The organism is Streptococcus sanguinis SK49 (assembly GCF_000212815.1).
GTDB lineage: Bacteria > Bacillota > Bacilli > Lactobacillales > Streptococcaceae > Streptococcus > Streptococcus sanguinis_C.
Map to the genome: position 1 here is coordinate 607187 of NZ_GL890985.1, position 19696 is coordinate 626882.

Consider the following 19696-nt stretch of genomic DNA (forward strand, 5'->3'; position numbering starts at 1 on the left):
TTCCGGATTTTAAACTGTATTTATTCTTTATTTCAAATAAATAGAGACTTGAAACTTTATCATATAGCAGCTTTTGGCTAGAACATTCGCCATTATTACGTTTTGGTTACATTTGTTAGGAGTGTATGAATTGTCAGAAAATTTTTATTATAATATGGTTTATAAATAAAGTAAGGAGACTTCTATGCAAAGACAACGTTTTTCACTCCGTAAATACAAGTTCGGTTTGGCTTCTGTTCTGCTGGGGACTGCTCTGGTTTTTGGTGCTGGACAGGCTCAGGCGGATGAGCAGACGACAGCTAGTTCGTCAGGGCAAGGTCAGGCAACTGCCGCTGTGGTATCAGCGACTGAGCCTGCTTCTCAAGCAGCTACACCTGAGACTCAGCCGATAAGTCCAGCCCCTGTGGAGAAAGCAGCACCAGCTTCTTCTGAATCGGTAGCTTCAAGTACAGAGCAGGCTAGCCAGCCTTCTACGGCAGAGGCTAAGGAAGCAGCTGCAGCTCCTGTAGAAAAAGGAGCGACTTCTTCATCAGAAGAGGCTTCTTCAAGTGCTGAGAAAGTAACTCAGCCATCTGCCACAGAGACCAAGCCAACAGCTCCGGCTAGTCCGACTGTAGAGTCTCCGGCAGCCGCAAACTCAGACAAGCCAGCATCTAAACCTGATGCAGTAGCAGAGTCACCAACTTCTCGGGACGCTAAACCAAGCAGCATCAGTACCAATGAGATCATCAAGGTTCCTCAGACCTGGTCTCAAGGCTATAAAGGTCAAGGCCGTGTGGTAGCCATTATCGACTCAGGTCTGGATGTCCATCATGAGGTTCTGAAGATCTCTGACCCGTCAAAGGCCAAGTATCAGACAGAGGCGGCTTTGGAAGAGGCTAAGAAAAAGGCCGGTATTGACTACGGGAAATGGTACAACAACAAGGTTGTCTATGCCTATAACTATATCGACGGTGATGACAATGTCAAGGAAAAGAACAGTTACTCACATGGTATGCACGTCACAGGGATTACAGCGGGAAATCCCAACAAGAAAGCTCCTAATGATGAGTATGTCTATGGTGTTGCGCCAGAAGCACAAGTTATGTTTATGCGGGTCTTCTCAGACCGTCAACGCACAACTAGCGACGCTATCTATATCAAAGCCATTGATGATGCAGTAGCTCTGGGAGCTGATACCATCAATATGAGTCTAGGCTCAGCAACAGGTTCGACGGTTGATGTCAGCCCTAGTCTGCAGGCGGCTATTGAGCGCGCTCGAGCTAAGGGAGTGAGTGTGATCATTGCGGCAGGTAATGACAACACCTTCGGAAGTGAATACTCTAAACCGCTGGTTGAAAATCCAGACTATGGTCTAGTTGGTAGTCCTTCAACAGCAGAAAGCTCTATCTCAGTCGCTTCTGTCAATAACACTGTTCTGACAGAGGAAGTCATGGAAGTTCGTGGTCTGGAAAAGAACGATAAGCTTTTGAACGGTCATTTCAGCTACTCCATGGGTGAAACAAATGCAACCTTTGAAAAGGGCAAGGAATATGAGTATGTCCATGTTGGTCTTGGTCGTGAAGAGGACTTTGCTGGTAAGGATCTGACAGGGAAGCTGGCTCTTATCCAGCGTGGTTCCTTTACCTTCGCTGAAAAGGTTAGAAATGCCATCAGCCATGGTGCTGTTGGTGCTCTAATCTACAATAATGTCGACGGAGCTAACCTAACGATGAGCCTGGACAGTGAATCTAAAAAGGTTCCGTCAGCCTTTATCAGCAAGGAATATGGAGAGGCTTTGGCAGCTGGTAATTACAAGGTGGTCTTTAATGGTCTTAAGGTCAATCGGCCGCATCCAGGAGCAGGTAGTCTGTCTGATTTCTCCAGTTGGGGTGTCACGACAGATGGCTTGCTCAAGCCAGATGTGACAGCACCAGGTGGCGATATTTACTCTTCGCTTAATGACAATACCTATGGCTCTATGAAGGGAACCAGTATGGCTACGCCTCATGTGGCTGGTGTGGCGGCTCTGGTCAAGGAATATCTCCTTCAGCACTATCCAGACTTAACACCTGCCCAGAATGCCGATTTGGTTAAAGCCCTCATCATGTCAACAGCTAAGCTGCACGTCAACAAGGAAACTGGTGTCTACACCTCTCCGCGTCAGCAGGGTGCTGGTATTGTGGATACGGCAGCGGCTATTTCTACCGGCCTCTATGTGACAGGGGATAATCAATATCCTAGCGTTTCCTTGGGCAATGTTCAAGACAGCTTCACTTTTGATGTTACGGTTCATAATATCACTGATAAGGACCGGACGCTGAAGATGATTGTCAATACCAACACAGATGCGGTCAAGGATGGCTACTTTACTCTGACACCTCGCAAACTAACCGAAACAGTCTGGCCAGAAGTTACTGTCAAGGCTCATAGCAGCCAGAAAGTGACGGTCAAGGTAAATACAGCTAAGTTTGCGGAAGAGTTGATCAAGCAGATGCCGAATGGTTATTTCTTAGAAGGCTTTGTCCGCTTTGTCGATCCAGCAGATGATGGCGATGTGGTTAGTCTGCCATTCATGGGCTTCCGTGGGCAATTCCAAGATCTGCCAGCTGTAGAAAGACCAATCTATAATCTAGTCCAAGAAGGCAAGTCAGGCTTCTATTACCCAGTGCCAGAGGACAAGAGTATCCTATCTGATGACAATGTCTCTTCCCTTGTGACAGAGTCAAGTGATACACTCTACTCTACCGGTCGAACAGCTGCTCGCAGCTCAATTGTACTGGGAACTGCAGAAAATGCTGATGGTAAGCATGTGCTGCAGCTGGGAGCGGATGGTAAGATTCGTCTGGCCTTCTCACCTAATGGTGATGGTAATCAGGACAGCATCCAGTATCGGACAGTTCTCTATCGCAATATCAATAATCTGACAGCTAGTGTCTATACGGCAGATGATAAGGACTATCGCTTCCCAATCTGGCAGAGCAGCACGATTAGAGAAGGCCGCAAGAACTATTATAGTGGACAGTCAGACAATCCTAAGTCCTACCTACTAGAAGATACATACTGGGATGGTCGTGACAGCAAGGGTGATAAGCTGGAAGATGGCCTCTATACCTATGTGGTTCGCTATACGCCAGATGTACCAGGTGCTAAAGAGCAGCAGATTAGCTTTAAGCTGCAGATCGATACGCAGAAACCTTTGATTAGTTCAGGCTATATCAGTACCAAGGATGGTGCGGAAACCTTTACGGCTCGCAAGCCAAAAGATGTTGGAAACGGCGGTATTTTGAGAGAACAGGTCTTCTATCTGCAGGCAGATGAAAAAGGGAAAGAGACCTATAAAGCCGTGGATGATTTTGGCGTTGAGCGTGATTACGAGCGTCGAGTTTACATCTCAGCCAATGCGGATGGCAGCTACACCTTGCCAAAAGGAGTGGACAAGTCTAAGATTTTCTATGTGGTAGAGGACTATGCAGGCAACCGTGATGCCATAGCTCTGTCAGACCTAGTCAGTGCTGAAAATGATGGTCGTATCCGTGTCGCTCTGGTAGATGCTAATACGCATCAAGATGTATCGTCGACCTTTGTCTATCGGATCAAGGATAGCAAGGGCAAGTATGTCGAACTGGACAAGGGCAAGCAAATCAACGCTCTGCCATTTGGCCGCTATACAGCAGAGATCTTTACTTATGATAAGGATGGGCTTCGTTTCTACAGCGATCTGACTCAGGAGTTTGAGCTGACAGCCCAAGATAGCTTTAAGACGATTGAGTTTCTAGTCAAGAAGCTGGTCTTTGCACCGGTCAGCGTTGCCTTTGATCAAGCTGTTCCGAAGAATACCCAAGTGGTTCTCAAGAATAATAATGGCGATGCCTATACGCTTCCAGCAGAACTGTTTGGTAAGCATGCCTTCGGAAGATCTGTAGCAGCTGGATTCTACTCTGTCTTTGTCAACCTGCCGACTGGCTATGAGCTCTGGGAAAATGAGCCGACTGTCGAGGTCAAAGAAGGCAAGAATAACCTGCTGAAGCTGGGGGTTATCGTCAAGTCAGGCTTGCTGGCAGCTGTCAATCAGCAGTCTAGTCTGGTCGGCGCTGCTCAGTATTACAATGCTTCTGCAGCGAAGCGCACAGCCTACGACCAAGCATATCAAGCAGCCAAGGAAGCTTTGACAAGCAAACTGACCCAAGCGCAAGTTGATGACGTAAGAGCGAAACTAGAAACAGCATCTGCTAATCTAGATGGCAAGGACTCTGATATTGCTGCGGTTAAAGCGGCAGTAGAGGCTTATGCGGCTACCACTAAGACAGGTGCTTATGCCAATGCTAAGGATAGGAATCGCCGTGCTTATGACAAGGCATTCCAAGCAGTTGCTCTGCTCTTGGTGCAGGACAAGGTGACCCAGGAGCAAATCGATACAGCCCTAACTCAGCTGACTACAGCAGAGAAGAAGCTGGATGGTAAGGAGACTAACTTTACTAATCTCAAGAAGCTAGTCAATGATGAGGTACATTACCAAGCCATCAGCAATAAGTTTATCTATGCGACTGATACGGTGAAGGCGGCTTATCTAGAGGCTTATGCACAGGCTAAGGAAGTTTTAGCTAATCCAGGTGCTAGCCAGGAAGATGTCAAAGAAGCCATTGCCAACCTCAGAGCAGCCAAGAGAAAACTTGATGGCAGAAAGCCAAGAGTAGTAAAACCGAAAAAACCTAAACAAGTCTAATTGGTTTTCAAGTCGGTTAAAAATCCCTTAAGTTGAAACTTGAGGGATTTTTCGATAAGTATTTTACATTGACCCTATTTTCTGCTATAATCTTTTTTAGAAAGAATTCTCATTGTCTACTTTTTAGCGAGTTCGGGATAGTGTGAGCCGGATAGGGAAGCAGTGCAGATGGCGCTTTCGGTTATAATTTTTAAAGTAATGAAGTAATAAATTAGGGTGGAACCGCGTCTTGACGCCCCTAGGTGAAATAGCCTAGGAGTGTCGGATGTGGTTCTTTTGCGTACTGAGTCTATTGTTCGAAAGAAAGGAGATTCGTGGAGAACCTTTATCTTGTAAAAGACGAGAACCAATTAGCAGCTTTTCGAGATTTCGTCGCAAAGAATGCCGCAAAGTTGCAGGATTATCTGGCTTTTTTAAGAGACGAGTTTGCGGTTTATGATTTGCCGCAAGCCATCATTTGGTCCGATTTTGATTCTGCTACGCAGATCATTCGGGAAATTCCTGTACCAGCCTATACAAATGATAGGCGGATGGTTATGACTCCCGAATTGACGATTTGGAAAGATTTGTATCTCCTTCAGTTAGAGAATTACGAGTCCTCTCACCAAACTCAAGCAATAGCAAACCACTATCAGTCTTTGTCTGAAAATTCTCTCTTGCAGATTGTGGGCCATGAGTTAGCTCATTGGTCGGAGCATTTTTTAGATGACTTTGATGGATACGGTGCCTATATCTGGTTTGAAGAAGGGATGGTTGAGTATATTAGCCGCAAGTATTTCTTTACAGATGAGGAATTTCGAGTGGAAAAAGCTTGTAATCAGTCTCTTGTTGAGCTCTTTCAGAAAAAGTACGGTTGGCACTCATTGAATGATTTCGGCACTTCAACTTATCAAGGGAATTATGCTAGTATTTTTTACGAATACTGGCGCAGTTTTTTGACCGTCGACAAGCTAGTAGAAAATCTAGGCAGTGTGCAAGCGGTCTTTGATTCTTATCATCGGTGGGCAAACACGGATAAAACACTTCCCTTGTTGGATTGGTTCATACAGCAGAAAATAATAGACAAAGAGATATAAACAAACTAAAGGAGTAACTAATGTCCAAGAAACTTACCTTTCACCTCGCCAAAGTCAATTGCGAACCTAAAGGTTCGATTGACTAACGACAACCGCTATGAGGCGGTTTGTCTAGGCGATGTACTAGCTTTTCAAAAGGGAAATAATCGTTCCCTTTTGAACGCTTCGCAAGAAATCTAAACAAACTAAAGGAGTAAATAATGTCTAAGAAATTAACCTTTCAGGAAATTATCCTGACTCTACAACAGTTCTGGAATGACCAGGGCTGTATGCTCATGCAGGCTTATGATAATGAGAAGGGGGCGGGAACGATGAGTCCCTATACCTTCCTGCGGGCTATTGGACCAGAGCCTTGGAATGCGGCCTATGTAGAGCCGTCTCGCCGGCCGGCAGATGGACGCTATGGGGAAAATCCCAACCGTCTTTACCAGCACCATCAATTTCAGGTGGTCATGAAGCCATCTCCAAGCAATATCCAAGAACTTTATTTGCAGTCTTTGGAACTCTTGGGCATCAATCCGCTGGAGCACGACATCCGCTTTGTTGAGGATAACTGGGAAAATCCTTCAACTGGCTCGGCTGGTCTGGGCTGGGAAGTTTGGCTGGATGGTATGGAAATTACTCAGTTCACCTACTTCCAGCAGGTCGGAGGTCTGCCAACTCAGCCGGTGACTGCTGAGGTGACTTATGGTCTGGAGCGTCTGGCTTCTTATATCCAAGAAGTGGACTCAGTTTACGACATTGAGTGGGCTGATGGTGTTAAGTACGGTGAAATTTTCACTCATCCTGAGTATGAGCATTCTAAGTACAGTTTTGAGGTCAGCGACCAAGACTTGCTCTTGGGGAATTTTGAGAAGTTTGAAGCGGAAGCTAAGCGCTGTCTGGACGAGCATCTAGTGCACCCAGCCTATGACTATGTTCTCAAATGCTCGCATACTTTTAACCTCTTGGATGCGCGTGGAGCCGTATCTGTGACAGAGCGGGCTGGTTACATTGCCCGTATTCGTAATCTGGCGCGTGTTGTGGCCAAGACCTTTGTGGCTGAGCGCAAGCGTCTGGGCTATCCACTTTTGGATGCAGAGACTCGCGAGAAACTCTTGGCAGAGGAGGGAGAATAATCATGGTAAAAAATTTATTAGTTGAATTAGGCTTGGAGGAAATGCCAGCCTATGTCGTGACACCGAGCATGAAGCAGCTGCGCGACAAGATGGGAGCCTTTCTGACAGACCATCGTCTGACCTTTGAGAAAATTGAAATGTTCTCTACACCTCGTCGTCTGGCGGTGCGCGTGGTTGGCTTGGCGGACAAGCAGTCTGATTTGACCGAAGATTTCAAAGGCCCTTCTAAGAAAATCGCGCTTGATGCTGATGGCAACTTTACCAAGGCTGCAGAAGGCTTTGTTCGTGGCAAGGGCTTGACGGTTGAGGACATTACTTTCCGCGAAATTAAGGGCGAAGAATACGTCTATGTGACCAAGGAAGAAATCGGCCGTCCGGTAGAAGAAATCATCCCAGCAGTAACGGAAGTTCTGCAAGCTTTGACCTTCCCTGTCAGCATGCACTGGGCCAACAACACCTTTGAATACATCCGCCCGGTCCACACCTTGACTGTGCTCTTAGATGAGCAGGCCTTTGACTTGGATTTCTTGGACATCAAGAGCGGCCGTACTAGCCGTGGACACCGTTTCTTGGGGAAAGAAACAGAGATTGCTTCAGCAGATTCCTATGAAGACGATCTACGGGCTCAGTTTGTCATTGCCAGTCCTCTTGAGCGGGGAGATATGATTGTCGAGCAGATTCGAGCACTGGAAGAGGAGCACGGGGTTTCTATCGAAATTGACGAAGACTTGCTCAATGAAGTGTTGAATCTGGTAGAATATCCAACTGCTTTCTTAGGTAATTTTGACGCCAAATACTTAGAGGTGCCTGAGGAAGTCTTGGTAACTTCCATGAAAGAGCACCAGCGTTACTTTGTTGTGCGCGATGCTGAAGGCAAACTTTTACCACACTTTATCTCTGTTCGCAATGGAAATGCAGAGCATTTAGAAAATGTCATCAAGGGAAATGAGAAAGTCTTGGTGGCTCGTCTGGAAGATGGGGAATTCTTCTGGCGGGAAGACCAAAAACTAGCTATTGCCGACTTGGTTGAAAAGCTGAGCAATGTGACCTTCCACGAAAAGATTGGCTCTCTGGCAGAGCACATGGAGCGGACTGGCAAGATTGCTGCTCTCTTGGCGCAAGAAGCAGGATTGGATGCTGATGAGACAGCTGACTTGGCTCGTGCAGCGGCTATTTATAAGTTTGACTTGCTGACTGGTATGGTTGGGGAATTTGATGAGTTGCAAGGTATCATGGGTGAGAAGTATGCTCTTCTGGCTGGTGAGAATGCTGCAGTTGCAGCTGCCATTCGGGAGCACTATATGCCGACTTCAGCCGATGGAGAATTGCCTGATACTAAGGTCGGTGCTGTCTTGTCTCTGGCTGATAAGCTGGATACCATTTTGTCTTTCTTCTCAGTTGGACTGATTCCGAGCGGTTCCAATGACCCTTATGCTCTGCGCCGTGCCACTCAGGGTGTCGTGCGTATCTTGGACAAGTTTGGCTGGAACATTGACTTGGCTCAGCTTCTTGGTCGACTTTACGAACTCAAGTTTGATAGCTTAAGCTATGACAATCAAGCGGCTGTGCTAGACTTCTTCCGTGCCCGCGTTGAGAAGATGATGGATCGCAGCATTCCAAAAGACATCGTGACGGCTGTTCTTCAAAGCACTCACTTTGTCGTACGTGATTTGGTAGAAACAGCTGCGCTTCTAGCAGAAAAAGCTCAGGAAGATAACTTCAAGTCAGCAGTCGAAAGCCTGTCTCGGGTCTTTAATCTAGCTGAGAAAGCCCAAGGGAAGACAGCTGTTAATCCGGCTCTCTTTGAAAATCAAGAGGAAAAAGACTTGGCTGCGGCCATTGAAGAAGTGGAACTGACATCTGACTTAGCTGCCGATTTGGACCAACTCTTTGCTCTCAGTCCAGTTATTGATGCTTTCTTTGACCATACCATGGTCATGGCAGAAGATGAGACTGTGCGTAACAACCGCCTAGCACTCCTTGCGTCTTTGACGGCCAAGGCTGGACAGCTGGCTCAGTTTAATCAGATTAATACCAAATAAAAGGTAAGAGAGAGGTAGAGTCATGGATCCTAAAAAAATTGCCCGTATTAATGAACTGGCTAAAAAGAAAAAAACGGAAGGCTTAACTGCTGAGGAAAAAGTGGAACAAGCCAAGCTTCGTGAAGAGTATATCGAGGGCTACCGTCGCTCTGTTCGCCACCACATTGAAGGCATCAAGATTGTTGATGAAGCTGGCAATGATATCACTCCTGAAAAATTGCGTCAAGTTCAGCGCGAGAAAGGCCTTCACGGCCGTAGTCTGGATGACCCAGAGTCTTAAGTAGATATAAATATAAATAAAAGAATCCCTCGCTAGGAAGCTAGAAAGTTCCTGTCGAGGGATTCTTTTATTCTTGTTTACGTTTTTTCAAAATACGGAGAGCTACATAGATGCAGCTAGCGATGATTGCTACATCCAGCCAGAAAATCCAAGGCTCTGTGATACGGAAAAAGAAATAAGCAGCGATGGCAATAATGAGGCATAGAATCCCTAAATCCATTTTTTCTTTGAGATTGAGTCTCATAGGTCTTCTTCCTCCTTTTTTTGTGCTTGACGAATCTTTCCTTTGGCAATGAAATGCATAATCAGTCCAAATCCAAGGCCTGCGGCTAATCCAGTTATAATGAGTTTAGGCTGAAGCAAAACTTGCAGGATATCTTTCTTTTCCATGACAGCTATCATGATGCCGAAGAGAGGATAAAAGAGCAACCAATAAGAGAAGCCTGCTTTGAGACCAGCATGTTTCATAGCTTTTTCTTCTTTTTCATCCTGAAGTCCTAGCTCTAGCTCATCAATTCCTTTGCGCCGTGCTTGAATGACTATATAGACACAGAAGCCGAGGATAAGGATTTCCAGCAGGATAGGATAGGCAACAGCGATAATTTTGGGCCAGCGAAAGGCTAGGGGAAAGGCGATGGCATTGCCAAAAATCAGAATAAAGAAAAGCCAGATAAAGCCTATATTTCCTAGATGCTCAGCCTGTTGGCGCTTTTGCTCGTCCAAAGGTCCAGTAATGCCGTAAAATCGTTTAATCATCTTGTCTGAGAATGTTTCTTTTTTCATGTTTGTGTCCTTTCTTTAGGTATGAAATTTGCTGCAGGGAAAAATTCTTAGTCCTCAGAATCTTCATCTGTCAGCTGGGGCTCCCAAAAGAGGGCGTTGAGGTCAGTATCCAGCGCTCTAGCCAGATTGATACAGAGCTCGAGGGTGGGGTTGTATTTGTTATTTTCAATCATATTGATAGTTTGCCGCGATACCCCGATAGACTTAGCCAACTCTAGCTGAGACATCTTTTTTTCTTTTCGAAATTCTTTGACACGATTCATTACACCCTTCCTTTCTAATTCTATAACTGATAACTTTCAGTAAGTTTGTCAGTTATATTTGACTTTTATTTTATGCTAGTATAATACTTTTCGGAAAAAGTGTCAAGTATATCTGACAAAAAATTTAAAAAAGTATTTCATCCGCTTACTTTTTCTTTTAAATTTTTTTTGCTTTTGAATGTGATATAATAAGTAAGATATGACAAACGAATTTCATCACATTACTGTTCTTCTTCATGAAACGGTTGACCAGCTGGCGGTTAAGCCTGACGGCATCTATGTCGATGCGACCCTTGGCGGTGCTGGTCACAGCGAATATCTTTTGAGCCAGCTCGGAGACGAAGGGCATCTTTATGCCTTTGATCAGGACCAGACGGCTATTGACAATGCTAAAAAGCGCTTGGCTCCTTATATAGAGCGGGGGATGGTGACCTTTATCAAGGATAATTTCCGCCACCTCAAGAGCCGTTTGCAAGAAGCCGGTGTAGAAGAAATTGATGGGATTTGTTATGATTTAGGCGTTTCCAGCCCTCAGCTGGATCAGCGTGAGCGTGGTTTTTCCTATAAACAGGATGCGCCTTTGGATATGCGCATGAACTGCGATGCAGCCTTGACAGCTTTTGAGGTTGTCAATCATTATAGCTATCAGGATTTAGTACGAATCTTTTTTAAATACGGCGAAGATAAGTTTTCTAAGCAGATTGCTCGCAAGATTGAGCAGGCTAGAAGTGTCAAGCCTATTGAAACAACGACAGAACTGGCTGAGATTATCAAGTCAGCCAAGCCAGCTAAGGAGCTGAAGAAGAAAGGCCATCCAGCCAAGCAGATTTTTCAGGCCATTCGGATTGAGGTCAATGATGAGCTGGGCGCTGCGGATGAGTCTATTCAGCAGGCTATTGATTTGCTGGCAGTGGACGGCCGGATTGCGGTCATTACTTTTCATTCGCTGGAAGATCGTCTGACCAAGCAGCTTTTTAAGGAGGCGTCGACAGTGGATGTTCCAAAGGGCTTGCCCTTTATCCCAGATGAACTGCAGCCTAAGCTGGAGCTGGTCAGCCGCAAACCAATTTTACCAAGTAAAGAAGAATTAGAAAGCAATAACCGGGCTCATTCTGCCAAGCTGCGCGTGGCCCGTAAGATACACAAGTGAGGAAGAAATGTCAGAAAAAAGACCAAACCCGCTTCAAGATCAGATGCGAAAATTTTCCCGAGTTGAGAAGGCCTTTTACGGCTCTATCGTTTTAACTGCCATTATTTTAGCGGTCAGCATCGTCTTTATGCAGACCAAGCTATTGCAAGTGGATCGGGATTTGACGGAAGTCAATACACAGATCGAAGCAGAGCAGACAGAGTTGGCCGACATCAAGCAGGAAGTCAATGAACTAACCCGCTATGAAAGGCTGTCCCAACTAGCCAGCTCTCAGGATATGAAACTCCAGAAGGGAAATCGTAAAACAGTGAGTTCAACGGATGAAGAATAGAATTTTTGAAAGAATTAAAAAATACGCCCTGAAAAATAGGCAAACCCCTGAATACAATCGGCGGCAAGTGGGAAAGAGCATGAGTATCTTAGCTATCTTTCTCTTTTTCGTTTTCTTGATTAATTTTGCCATTATTATTGGGACAGACCAGAAGTTCGGTGTTAATCTATCAAAGGGTGCAGAGGTAGTCCATCAAAAGACGGTCACAGTCGCTGCCCGACGGGGAACAATCTATGACCGAAATGGAGTTCCCATTGCAGAGGATGCCACGACTTATAATGTTTATGCCATTATTGACAAGAGTTACAAGTCAGCTACCGGCAAGATTCTTTATGTGGAAGAATCCCAGTACGATAAGGTGGCAGAGATTTTCAATCAATACCTAGAACTGGATAAGGACTACGTCAAAACCCAGCTGTCTCAGAAAAATCTCAAGCAGGTTTCCTTCGGGGCACAGGGCAATGGCATTACCTACAGTAATATGAATGCCATGCGGGAAGCCTTTGAAGCTGCTGGTATTGAAGGGATTGACTTTACTACCAGTCCTAACCGCAGTTATAGCAACGGTGTCTTTGCCTCCCAGTTTATCGGTCTGGCCCAGCTGCAGGAGGATAAGGAAGGCAATAAGACGCTGAAAGGGACTTCTGGCATGGAGCAGGCACTGGATAGGATTCTTGCTGGTCAGAATGGGGTTGTGACCTATGAAAAAGACCGAAATGGTAATGTTGTACCTGGGTCAGAAAAGGTCTCTGTACAAGCAGAGGACGGCAAGGATGTCTATACAACGCTGTCGGCTGATTTGCAAACCTACCTAGAAACGCGGATGAACGCCTTTCAGGAAAAAGTCAAAGGCAAGTTTGTCAATGCGACCTTGGTCAGTGCTAAGACTGGTGAAATCCTAGCTACCTCTCAAAGGCCGACCTATAATGCCGATACCAAGGAAGGTTTGAATGAGAAAAATCTGGGCAACTGGAACACCATGCTCTATCAAGGTCAGTACGAGCCAGGATCTACTATGAAAGTTATGACTCTAGCTTCAGCTATTGATAATGGCAGCTTTAATCCTAATGATACCTATGACAGTAGAGAATACAAGGTCATGGATGCGACCATTCGGGACTGGAACGTCAACATGGGGATTTCAGAAGGGGAAACCCTGACCTTTGCCCAAGGATTTACCTATTCCAGTAACGTCGGTATGACCATTCTGGAGCAGAAGATGGGCAATGACAAGTGGCTGGACTACTTGAGTAAGTTTAAGTTTGGTCTGCCGACCCGCTTTGGGATGGGCAATGAAACCTATGGCTCCTTGCCAGGTGATAACTATGTTACGATTGCCATGAGTTCCTTCGGTCAAGGGATTGGTGTGACCCAGGTGCAGATGTTGCGTGCCTTCTCGTCCGTTGCCAATGACGGCGTCATGGTAGAGCCTAAGTTTATCAATGCTATCCATGATCCTAAAACCAATACAGCTCGTAAGACTGCGACGGAAATTATCGGAAATCCTGTCTCAGAAAAAGCAGCTCAAACCACTCGGGATTATATGGTTCAGGTCGGAACAGACCCCTACAAAGGAACCCTGAATGTCGGTGGAGAACCCGTCATTCAAGTGGCCGGTCAGAATGTCGCTGTCAAGTCAGGGACCGCTCAGATCGCTTCTGAAAATGGTTATCTAGAGGGCGAGAACGACTATATCTACTCGGTTGTTGCCATGACGCCGGCAGAAAATCCTGAATTTATCATGTATGTGACAGTTCAGCAGCCTGAGGAAAAATTCCAGCCTATATTCTGGCAGGAAGTGGTCAATCCGGTCTTGGAAGAAGCTGTCGCTCTCAAAGACAGTCTTAATCTGACGACAGAGACAACTCCAGCTCTTGAAACAGTCACTGAAGAAACCAGTTATAAAATGCCATCACTGGAAGATTTGACCAAGCAACTAGGTCTGAAACATCAAGTCAGTCCTGGCGGCTTGGCAGATGAATTGCGCCGCAACCTCGTCCAGCCAATTGTGCTGGGAACAGGTGGCAAGATTAAAAAAGTATCTGTTAAAGAGGGCAAAAATCTCAAGGCCAACCAGCAGGTTTTGATCTTGTCAGATGATTTAGAAAGTCTGCCTGATATGTATGGCTGGACCAAGGCCAATGTTGAACGTTTTGCGAAGTGGCAGGGCATTGAAGTCACTTTCAAAGGAGAGGGCTCCAAGGTCGTCAAGCAGAGCGAAAAGACCAATACTTCGCTGAAAAATCTCAAGAAAATAACAATTACAATGGGAGACTAATATGCTTATTGCTCTTATTGCAGGAATCGTAACTTTTATCCTAACTATCATCGGCATTCCTGCCTTTATTCGTTTTTACCATAAGGCTCGTATCACAGGCCAACAGATGCACGAAGATGTTAAGCAGCATCAGGCCAAGGCCGGAACGCCAACTATGGGTGGTACTGTCTTTCTTTTGACATCTGTTTTGGCCAGCTTTGTTATCGGTCTGTTTTCGCATCAGCTGTCAAACGGCCTCATCATGATTCTTTTTATCTTGGTCCTGTATGGCGTTGTCGGCTTTTTGGACGACTTTCTCAAGGTGTTTCGTAAGATTAACGAGGGCCTAAATCCCAAGCAGAAACTGTTTCTGCAGCTGGTCGGCGGAGTTGTCTTTTACTTCTTTTACAATCAGCACGGTGCAGGTGATCAACTGAATATCTTCACCATTCCTGTCCAGATAGGCTTCCTCTATGTCTTTTTCGTCCTTTTTTGGCTGATTGGCTTCTCCAATGCTGTCAATCTGACGGATGGAATTGATGGTTTGGCCAGCATTTCGGTGGTCATTAGCTTGGTGGCCTATGCTGTGATTGCTGTCGAGCAGAAGCGTTTTGATATTTTGATTGTCATCATTAGTATGATTGGCGGTTTGCTAGGCTTCTTTGTCTTCAACCACAAGCCCGCTAAAATCTTCATGGGCGATGTAGGAAGTCTGGCTTTGGGCGGTATGCTGGCTGCTATCTCCATTTCCCTTCACCAAGAGTGGACCCTGCTCTTGATTGGTATCGTCTATGTGTTTGAAACGACCTCTGTCATGATGCAGGTGACTTACTTCAAGCTGACCGGCGGCAAGCGGATTTTCCGGATGACTCCGGTTCATCACCACTTTGAGCTGGGAGGCCTAACTGGCCACGGCAAGGAGTGGAGCGAGTGGAAGGTCGATTTCTTCTTCTGGGGAATCGGTATCGTGGGCAGTCTTTTGACCCTAGCTATCCTATATCTATAGCAAGAAGCGAGTCTCTGGCTCGCTTTTCTGCTTCTTAGATTTGAGGGTAAGCAGGATGGTCAATTTTTTGGTATAATAGTTAGGATAATAGAATAGAGGACAAGATGAAATTTACAGAATTTAAGTTTAAAGATTATATTCAGGAAGCGCTCAGGGATCTGAACTTCGTTGAAGCGACTCCAGTCCAAGAGAAGCTGATTCCGGTGGTATTGTCTGGTCGGGATTTGGTCGGGGAGTCCAAGACAGGCTCTGGTAAGACCCACACGTTTTTGCTGCCAATCTTTCAAATGCTGGATGAGGAGGCAGACAGTGTGCAGGCTGTCATTACAGCCCCAAGTCGGGAGCTGGCAGCACAGATTTATCAGGCTGCTCGTCAGTTGGCTAGCTTTTCTGAAAAAGAGATTCGGGTGGCTAACTATGTTGGTGGGACGGACAAAGCTCGTCAGATTGGGAAGTTAGAGTCCAGTCAGCCTCATATCGTCATCGGAACGCCTGGGCGGATTTATGACCTGGTAGAGTCTGGCGATTTGGCTATTCACAAGGCCAAGACCTTTGTCGTTGACGAGGCAGATATGACACTGGACATGGGCTTTTTGGCGACGGTTGATAAGATTGCTGGCCGGCTGCCAAAAGACCTGCAGTTTCTCGTTTTTTCAGCGACCATTCCGCAGAAGCTCCAGCCTTTTTTGAAAAAATACCTGTCTAATCCAGTCATTGAGCAGATTAAGACCAAGACGGTCATTGCGGACACCATTGAAAACTGGCTTCTGTCAACCAAGGGACGAGACAAGAATGCCCAGATTTATCAAATCAGTCAGCTCCTGCAGCCTTATCTGGCTATGATTTTCGTTAATACCAAGACGAGGGCAGATGAACTGCACAGCTATCTGACAGCTCAAGGGCTCAAAGTTGCTAAAATTCATGGCGATATTGCTCCGCGGGAGCGCAAGCGTATCATGAATCAGGTCAAGAATCTGGATTTTGAGTATATTGTTGCTACTGACTTGGCAGCGCGGGGGATTGATATCGAAGGTGTCAGTCATGTTATTAACGATGCCATTCCTCAGGACTTGTCTTTCTTTGTCCATCGGGTAGGCCGAACCGGCCGTAATGGTCTTCGCGGTACAGCCATTACTCTCTACCAGCCGAGTGATGACTCAGATATTCGGGAGTTAGAAAAGATGGGGATTAAGTTCATTCCCAAGATGATAAAAGATGACGAGTTCCAGGATACCTACGACCGAGACCGTCGGGCCAATCGGGAAAAGAGTCGGGAGAAGCTGGACACGGAAATGCTGGGGCTGGTCAAGAAGAAAAAGAAAAAAATCAAACCAGGCTACAAGAAAAAAATCCAGTGGGCAGTGAACGAAAAGCGCCGCAAAACTAAGCGAGCAGAGAATCGTGCACGTGGTCGGGCAGAGCGTAAGGCTAAGCGCCAAAGCTTTTAGTGATATACTTTTCTTATCGCTGTGATAAGAAAAATATATTAGTCTTTATGAGATAGATATGATAGACTAGTGAAACTAGTCTATTTTTATATTGGGCTTAGTGTGGCTTATTTGATATTTAGGAACACGAGATTTGCACTAGCTACTCACGTTTTGACTGCTAAAAGACAGTAAAAGCGAAGCAAATTCTTTGTTTTGTTCCAGAATTATGTTAAAATATTTCATTATCAAGAAAAGGAAGTAATAATGGTGGTTACAACTTATCTTCTGACAACTGGTTGGTATGAGGAGTTCCTCAAGTTCATTCCAGATGGTAAATTATTTAGTTTAAGGGCTGTTTTTGAGGCTATTCCCGGCATTTTGCAAAATCTGCCAATCACCCTTCTCTTGACAGCGGGTGGTGCAGTCTTTGGTATTCTGCTTGCCATGGTTTTTGCTATCGTCAAGATTAATCGGGTTAAAGTCCTGTATCCGATTCAGGCTTTCTTTGTCAGCTTTCTGAGAGGAACACCTCTTCTAGTCCAGCTCATGCTGACCTATTTTGGGATTCCTTTGTTGCTGAAGGCCATCAATCAGAAGTATGGCACAAGCTTTAATATCAACGAGATTCCAGCGTCTGTATTTGCGATTGTTGCCTTTGCTTTCAACGAAGCGGCTTATGCTAGTGAGACCATCCGGGCAGCAATCTTGTCCGTAGATCCGGGAGAAATCGAGGCTGCTCGCAGCTTAGGGATGACCAACAAGCAGGTTTATATGCGTGTCATTATCCCCAATGCAGCAGTAGTGGCGACACCTAGTCTGATTAATTCCCTGATTGGCTTAACCAAGGGAACTTCTCTGGCCTTTAGTGCCGGTGTAGTGGAAATTTTTGCCAAGGCACAGGCTATCGCGGGGGCGGACTACCGTTACTTTGAGCGTTTTATTTCGGTTTCGCTGATTTATTGGGCAGTCAATATTCTCATTGAGCAGCTTGGCCGCTGGATCGAAAAGATGATGGATATCAAACAGCCGGATAAATTTGAATCGCTTCAGCAAGCAGAAGGAGAAGGAATCTGATGATTAATATTTCACATTTAAGTAAGACTTTTTCAGGTCAAAAGGTTCTGGATGATCTCAGTTTGGACATTCAAAAAGGTGAAGTAGTAGCTTTGATTGGCTCTTCAGGTGCTGGGAAGTCAACCTTCCTCCGCAGCCTCAACTATCTGGAACAGCCAGATAGCGGAAAGATTGCTATCGACGGTTTCAAAGTGGATTTTTCAAGCATTTCTAAAGATGAGATTTTGCTGCTGCGCCGCAAGCTAGCCATGGTTTTTCAGCAGTTTAACCTCTTTTCCCGTCGGACAGCTCTGGAAAATGTCAAGGAAGGTCTGCTGGTAGTTAAGAAACTGTCAGACCAAGAAGCGACTAAGATAGCCAAGGAAGAGTTAGCAAAAGTTGGCTTGTCAGACCGAGAAAATCACTATCCTAGACATCTGTCAGGCGGTCAGAAGCAGCGGGTAGCCTTAGCAAGGGCTTTGGCTATGAATCCAGATGTTCTTTTGCTAGACGAGCCGACCTCGGCCTTGGATCCCGAGTTGGTCGGAGAAGTAGAGAAATCGATCGCTGATGCGGCTAAGTCTGGCCAGACCATGATTCTGGTCAGTCATGATATGTCCTTTGTCGCTCAGGTGGCCGATAGAGTACTCTTTTTGGACAAGGGGAAAATCATAGAGTCTGGTACACCAGATGAAATTATCCATCATCCAAAGGAAGAAAGAACCAAGGAATTTTTTGCTAGTTACAAACGGACCTATATTTGATATAATAGAGACAGTGAAGGCTCAGTTGGCTATACCAGCTGAGTTTGTTTTCAGTCTCAGCGTGCTGTGGAGCAGGCTTTCTTGTCTAGTGGGTGTTTTATGCTGACGGCTAAATTTGGAGTTGTTCCCTTTCTTTACACTATGAGGCTGATTGACCTTTGAGGAGTTGACATGTTAGATCAAATATTTGCACTTTATATCGAGAGTCTGCTTTACACAGCAGTCGGTGTAGGGATCATTGCGGGTTTATGGATTGGACTGCGGATGATTCGCCGCAAGGACAAGACAGCCAAGGAGCGCCAGAGTCATCTGTATGATGTCCTTTTGATTGTCATTATGACGATTCCAGTCCTGTCTTTTGCGACGTTGGGCCTGCTCATTGTCCTAAAAGCTTAAATGCTTGTAAAACTGTAGAAAAGTTGTTAGAATAATTCTAGTTACAACAAGGAGAAAGAAGAGTTATGTACGATACAATTATTATTGGAGCTGGACCTGCCGGCATGACCGCTGCCCTCTATGCAGCCCGCAGCAATCTAAAAGTTGCCCTGCTGGAGCGTGGTATTCCTGGTGGTCAGATGAACAATACTGCTGACATTGAAAACTATCCAGGATATGCCAATATCAGTGGTCCTGAGCTAGCAGAGAAAATGTTTGAGCCTCTTGAGAATCTGGGGGTTGAACATTTATTTGGCCTAGTAGAAAAAATTGAAGACCGAGGTGATTTCAAGGAAATCATTACTGAAGATGAGCGTTTTGAAACTAAAACAGTCATCATTGCTTCCGGTGCCAATCATCGTCATCTGGGGGTTCCTGGTGAGGAAGACTACAACAGCCGCGGGGTTTCCTACTGTGCGGTCTGTGACGGCGCCTTCTTCCGTGATGAAGATCTGCTGGTTGTCGGTGGTGGTGACTCGGCTGTAGAGGAGGCTATTTTCCTGACGCGCTTTGCAAAAAGTGTGACCATTGTTCACCGTCGCGATGAGCTGCGAGCACAAAAAGTGCTGCAGGATCGTGCTTTTGCCAACGAAAAGATTCGCTTTGTCTGGGATTCTGTAGTGGAAAGTATCCATGGTGATGAGCGTAAGGTGACTGGTGTAACATTCAAGAATGTCAATACAGGTGAGCTTAGTCAGGCAGAGTTTGGCGGTATCTTTATCTATGTTGGCCTAGATCCAGTTAGCGAATTTGCTGCGGACTTGGGTATCACTGATGAGGCTGGCTGGATTCTGACGGACCATCAGATGAAAACGTCAGTAGCAGGCATTTACGCTGTTGGTGATGTTCGCCAGAAAGACCTGCGCCAGATTACGACAGCTGTTGGCGATGGTGCCACTGCCAGTCAGGAAGCCTACAAATATCTTACAGAGCAAGCATAAAAATATAAGCTAAGCAAGTGTGTCTATTCAAGTGAGTTGACAGGATTTGCTTAGCTTTTTTG

Annotated in this window: 17 protein-coding genes; 14 read left to right on the plus strand and 3 right to left on the minus strand. The window is 45.7% G+C overall.

The features are described 5' to 3' along the window. Positions 1-184 precede the first annotated feature (184 nt). The 5 genes from HMPREF9380_RS07915 to HMPREF9380_RS07895 all read left to right on the plus strand — a co-directional run bounded on the left by HMPREF9380_RS07915 (position 185) and on the right by HMPREF9380_RS07895 (position 9221). Positions 185-4705, plus strand: coding sequence for a S8 family serine peptidase (locus HMPREF9380_RS07915; RefSeq protein ID WP_002932541.1), 4521 nt, complete (start codon positions 185-187; stop codon positions 4703-4705). Between the two features lie 314 nt (positions 4706-5019). Continuing rightward, positions 5020-5781: a hypothetical protein gene (locus tag HMPREF9380_RS07910; RefSeq protein WP_002932542.1), complete on the plus strand. Its 762-nt coding sequence runs from the start codon at positions 5020-5022 to the stop codon at positions 5779-5781. A gap of 200 nt (positions 5782-5981) precedes the next feature. Then, on the plus strand, positions 5982-6899 hold the full coding sequence (glyQ, locus tag HMPREF9380_RS07905) for a glycine--tRNA ligase subunit alpha (protein WP_002893545.1): 918 nt from the start codon (positions 5982-5984) through the stop codon (positions 6897-6899). A gap of 2 nt (positions 6900-6901) precedes the next feature. Then, on the plus strand, positions 6902-8941 hold the full coding sequence (gene glyS, locus HMPREF9380_RS07900; RefSeq protein WP_002932543.1) for a glycine--tRNA ligase subunit beta: 2040 nt from the start codon (positions 6902-6904) through the stop codon (positions 8939-8941). A gap of 22 nt (positions 8942-8963) precedes the next feature. Beyond that, positions 8964-9221 carry a DUF896 family protein gene (locus HMPREF9380_RS07895; RefSeq protein WP_002914290.1) on the plus strand — a complete coding sequence of 86 codons (258 nt, stop codon included), beginning with the start codon at positions 8964-8966 and terminating at the stop codon, positions 9219-9221. A 67-nt stretch (positions 9222-9288) separates the two neighbouring features. On the opposite strand, the gene HMPREF9380_RS11895 is transcribed toward HMPREF9380_RS07895, so the two are convergent. Genes HMPREF9380_RS11895 through HMPREF9380_RS07880 form a run of 3 tightly spaced genes read right to left on the minus strand, consistent with a single transcriptional unit; the run spans position 9289 to position 10267 of the window. Further along, complete coding sequence (locus HMPREF9380_RS11895; protein WP_002932544.1) at positions 9289-9465, minus strand: hypothetical protein; 177 nt, start codon at positions 9463-9465, stop codon at positions 9289-9291. Then, positions 9462-10004 (minus strand): DUF3278 domain-containing protein, encoded by a 543-nt coding sequence (locus tag HMPREF9380_RS07885; protein ID WP_002932545.1) that lies wholly within the window; start codon positions 10002-10004, stop codon positions 9462-9464. The genes HMPREF9380_RS11895 and HMPREF9380_RS07885 overlap by 4 nt, the downstream gene beginning before the upstream one ends. A 47-nt stretch (positions 10005-10051) precedes the next feature. Then, positions 10052-10267: a helix-turn-helix transcriptional regulator gene (locus tag HMPREF9380_RS07880; protein WP_002896937.1), complete on the minus strand. Its 216-nt coding sequence runs from the start codon at positions 10265-10267 to the stop codon at positions 10052-10054. Positions 10268-10466: 199 nt separating this feature from the next. Between HMPREF9380_RS07880 and rsmH the strand changes: the two genes are divergently transcribed. The 9 genes from rsmH (at position 10467) to trxB (ending at position 19634) form a co-directional block, all read left to right on the plus strand. After that, positions 10467-11417, plus strand: coding sequence for a 16S rRNA (cytosine(1402)-N(4))-methyltransferase RsmH (gene rsmH, locus HMPREF9380_RS07875; protein ID WP_002932546.1), 951 nt, complete (start codon positions 10467-10469; stop codon positions 11415-11417). Between the two features lie 7 nt (positions 11418-11424). Continuing rightward, on the plus strand, positions 11425-11748 hold the full coding sequence (ftsL, locus tag HMPREF9380_RS07870; protein ID WP_002893529.1) for a cell division protein FtsL: 324 nt from the start codon (positions 11425-11427) through the stop codon (positions 11746-11748). Beyond that, positions 11738-14026: a penicillin-binding protein PBP2X gene (gene pbp2x / locus HMPREF9380_RS07865; RefSeq protein ID WP_002932547.1), complete on the plus strand. Its 2289-nt coding sequence runs from the start codon at positions 11738-11740 to the stop codon at positions 14024-14026. The genes ftsL and pbp2x overlap by 11 nt, the downstream gene beginning before the upstream one ends. A gap of 1 nt (position 14027) precedes the next feature. Continuing rightward, positions 14028-15011: a phospho-N-acetylmuramoyl-pentapeptide-transferase gene (gene mraY, locus HMPREF9380_RS07860; RefSeq protein WP_002908147.1), complete on the plus strand. Its 984-nt coding sequence runs from the start codon at positions 14028-14030 to the stop codon at positions 15009-15011. Positions 15012-15115: 104 nt separating this feature from the next. Further along, positions 15116-16459, plus strand: coding sequence for a DEAD/DEAH box helicase (locus HMPREF9380_RS07855; protein WP_002932549.1), 1344 nt, complete (start codon positions 15116-15118; stop codon positions 16457-16459). 246 nt (positions 16460-16705) lie between these two features. Further along, positions 16706-17515: an amino acid ABC transporter permease gene (locus tag HMPREF9380_RS07850; RefSeq protein WP_002893524.1), complete on the plus strand. Its 810-nt coding sequence runs from the start codon at positions 16706-16708 to the stop codon at positions 17513-17515. Next, complete coding sequence (locus HMPREF9380_RS07845; protein WP_002896944.1) at positions 17515-18258, plus strand: amino acid ABC transporter ATP-binding protein; 744 nt, start codon at positions 17515-17517, stop codon at positions 18256-18258. Before HMPREF9380_RS07850 ends, HMPREF9380_RS07845 begins: the two co-directional genes overlap by 1 nt. A 171-nt stretch (positions 18259-18429) precedes the next feature. Beyond that, a complete protein-coding gene (locus HMPREF9380_RS07840; RefSeq protein WP_002893522.1) occupies positions 18430-18654 on the plus strand; it encodes a DUF4059 family protein in 225 nt (74 codons plus the stop codon). A gap of 65 nt (positions 18655-18719) precedes the next feature. Continuing rightward, complete coding sequence (trxB, locus tag HMPREF9380_RS07835; RefSeq protein ID WP_002932551.1) at positions 18720-19634, plus strand: thioredoxin-disulfide reductase; 915 nt, start codon at positions 18720-18722, stop codon at positions 19632-19634. Positions 19635-19696 lie beyond the last annotated feature (62 nt).

Coding starts and splice junctions, on each gene's coding strand:
- HMPREF9380_RS07850 (WP_002893524.1), top strand. CDS start 16,706: ATGGTGGTTACAACTTATCTTCTGACAACTGGTTGGTATGAGGAGTTC.
- ftsL (WP_002893529.1), top strand. CDS start 11,425: ATGTCAGAAAAAAGACCAAACCCGCTTCAAGATCAGATGCGAAAATTT.
- mraY (WP_002908147.1), top strand. CDS start 14,028: ATGCTTATTGCTCTTATTGCAGGAATCGTAACTTTTATCCTAACTATC.
- HMPREF9380_RS07915 (WP_002932541.1), top strand. CDS start 185: ATGCAAAGACAACGTTTTTCACTCCGTAAATACAAGTTCGGTTTGGCT.
- HMPREF9380_RS11895 (WP_002932544.1), bottom strand. CDS start 9,465: ATGAGACTCAATCTCAAAGAAAAAATGGATTTAGGGATTCTATGCCTC.
- HMPREF9380_RS07885 (WP_002932545.1), bottom strand. CDS start 10,004: ATGAAAAAAGAAACATTCTCAGACAAGATGATTAAACGATTTTACGGC.
- HMPREF9380_RS07855 (WP_002932549.1), top strand. CDS start 15,116: ATGAAATTTACAGAATTTAAGTTTAAAGATTATATTCAGGAAGCGCTC.
- HMPREF9380_RS07845 (WP_002896944.1), top strand. CDS start 17,515: ATGATTAATATTTCACATTTAAGTAAGACTTTTTCAGGTCAAAAGGTT.
- HMPREF9380_RS07840 (WP_002893522.1), top strand. CDS start 18,430: ATGTTAGATCAAATATTTGCACTTTATATCGAGAGTCTGCTTTACACA.
- HMPREF9380_RS07895 (WP_002914290.1), top strand. CDS start 8,964: ATGGATCCTAAAAAAATTGCCCGTATTAATGAACTGGCTAAAAAGAAA.
- glyS (WP_002932543.1), top strand. CDS start 6,902: ATGGTAAAAAATTTATTAGTTGAATTAGGCTTGGAGGAAATGCCAGCC.
- trxB (WP_002932551.1), top strand. CDS start 18,720: ATGTACGATACAATTATTATTGGAGCTGGACCTGCCGGCATGACCGCT.
- pbp2x (WP_002932547.1), top strand. CDS start 11,738: ATGAAGAATAGAATTTTTGAAAGAATTAAAAAATACGCCCTGAAAAAT.
- rsmH (WP_002932546.1), top strand. CDS start 10,467: ATGACAAACGAATTTCATCACATTACTGTTCTTCTTCATGAAACGGTT.
- glyQ (WP_002893545.1), top strand. CDS start 5,982: ATGTCTAAGAAATTAACCTTTCAGGAAATTATCCTGACTCTACAACAG.
- HMPREF9380_RS07880 (WP_002896937.1), bottom strand. CDS start 10,267: ATGAATCGTGTCAAAGAATTTCGAAAAGAAAAAAAGATGTCTCAGCTA.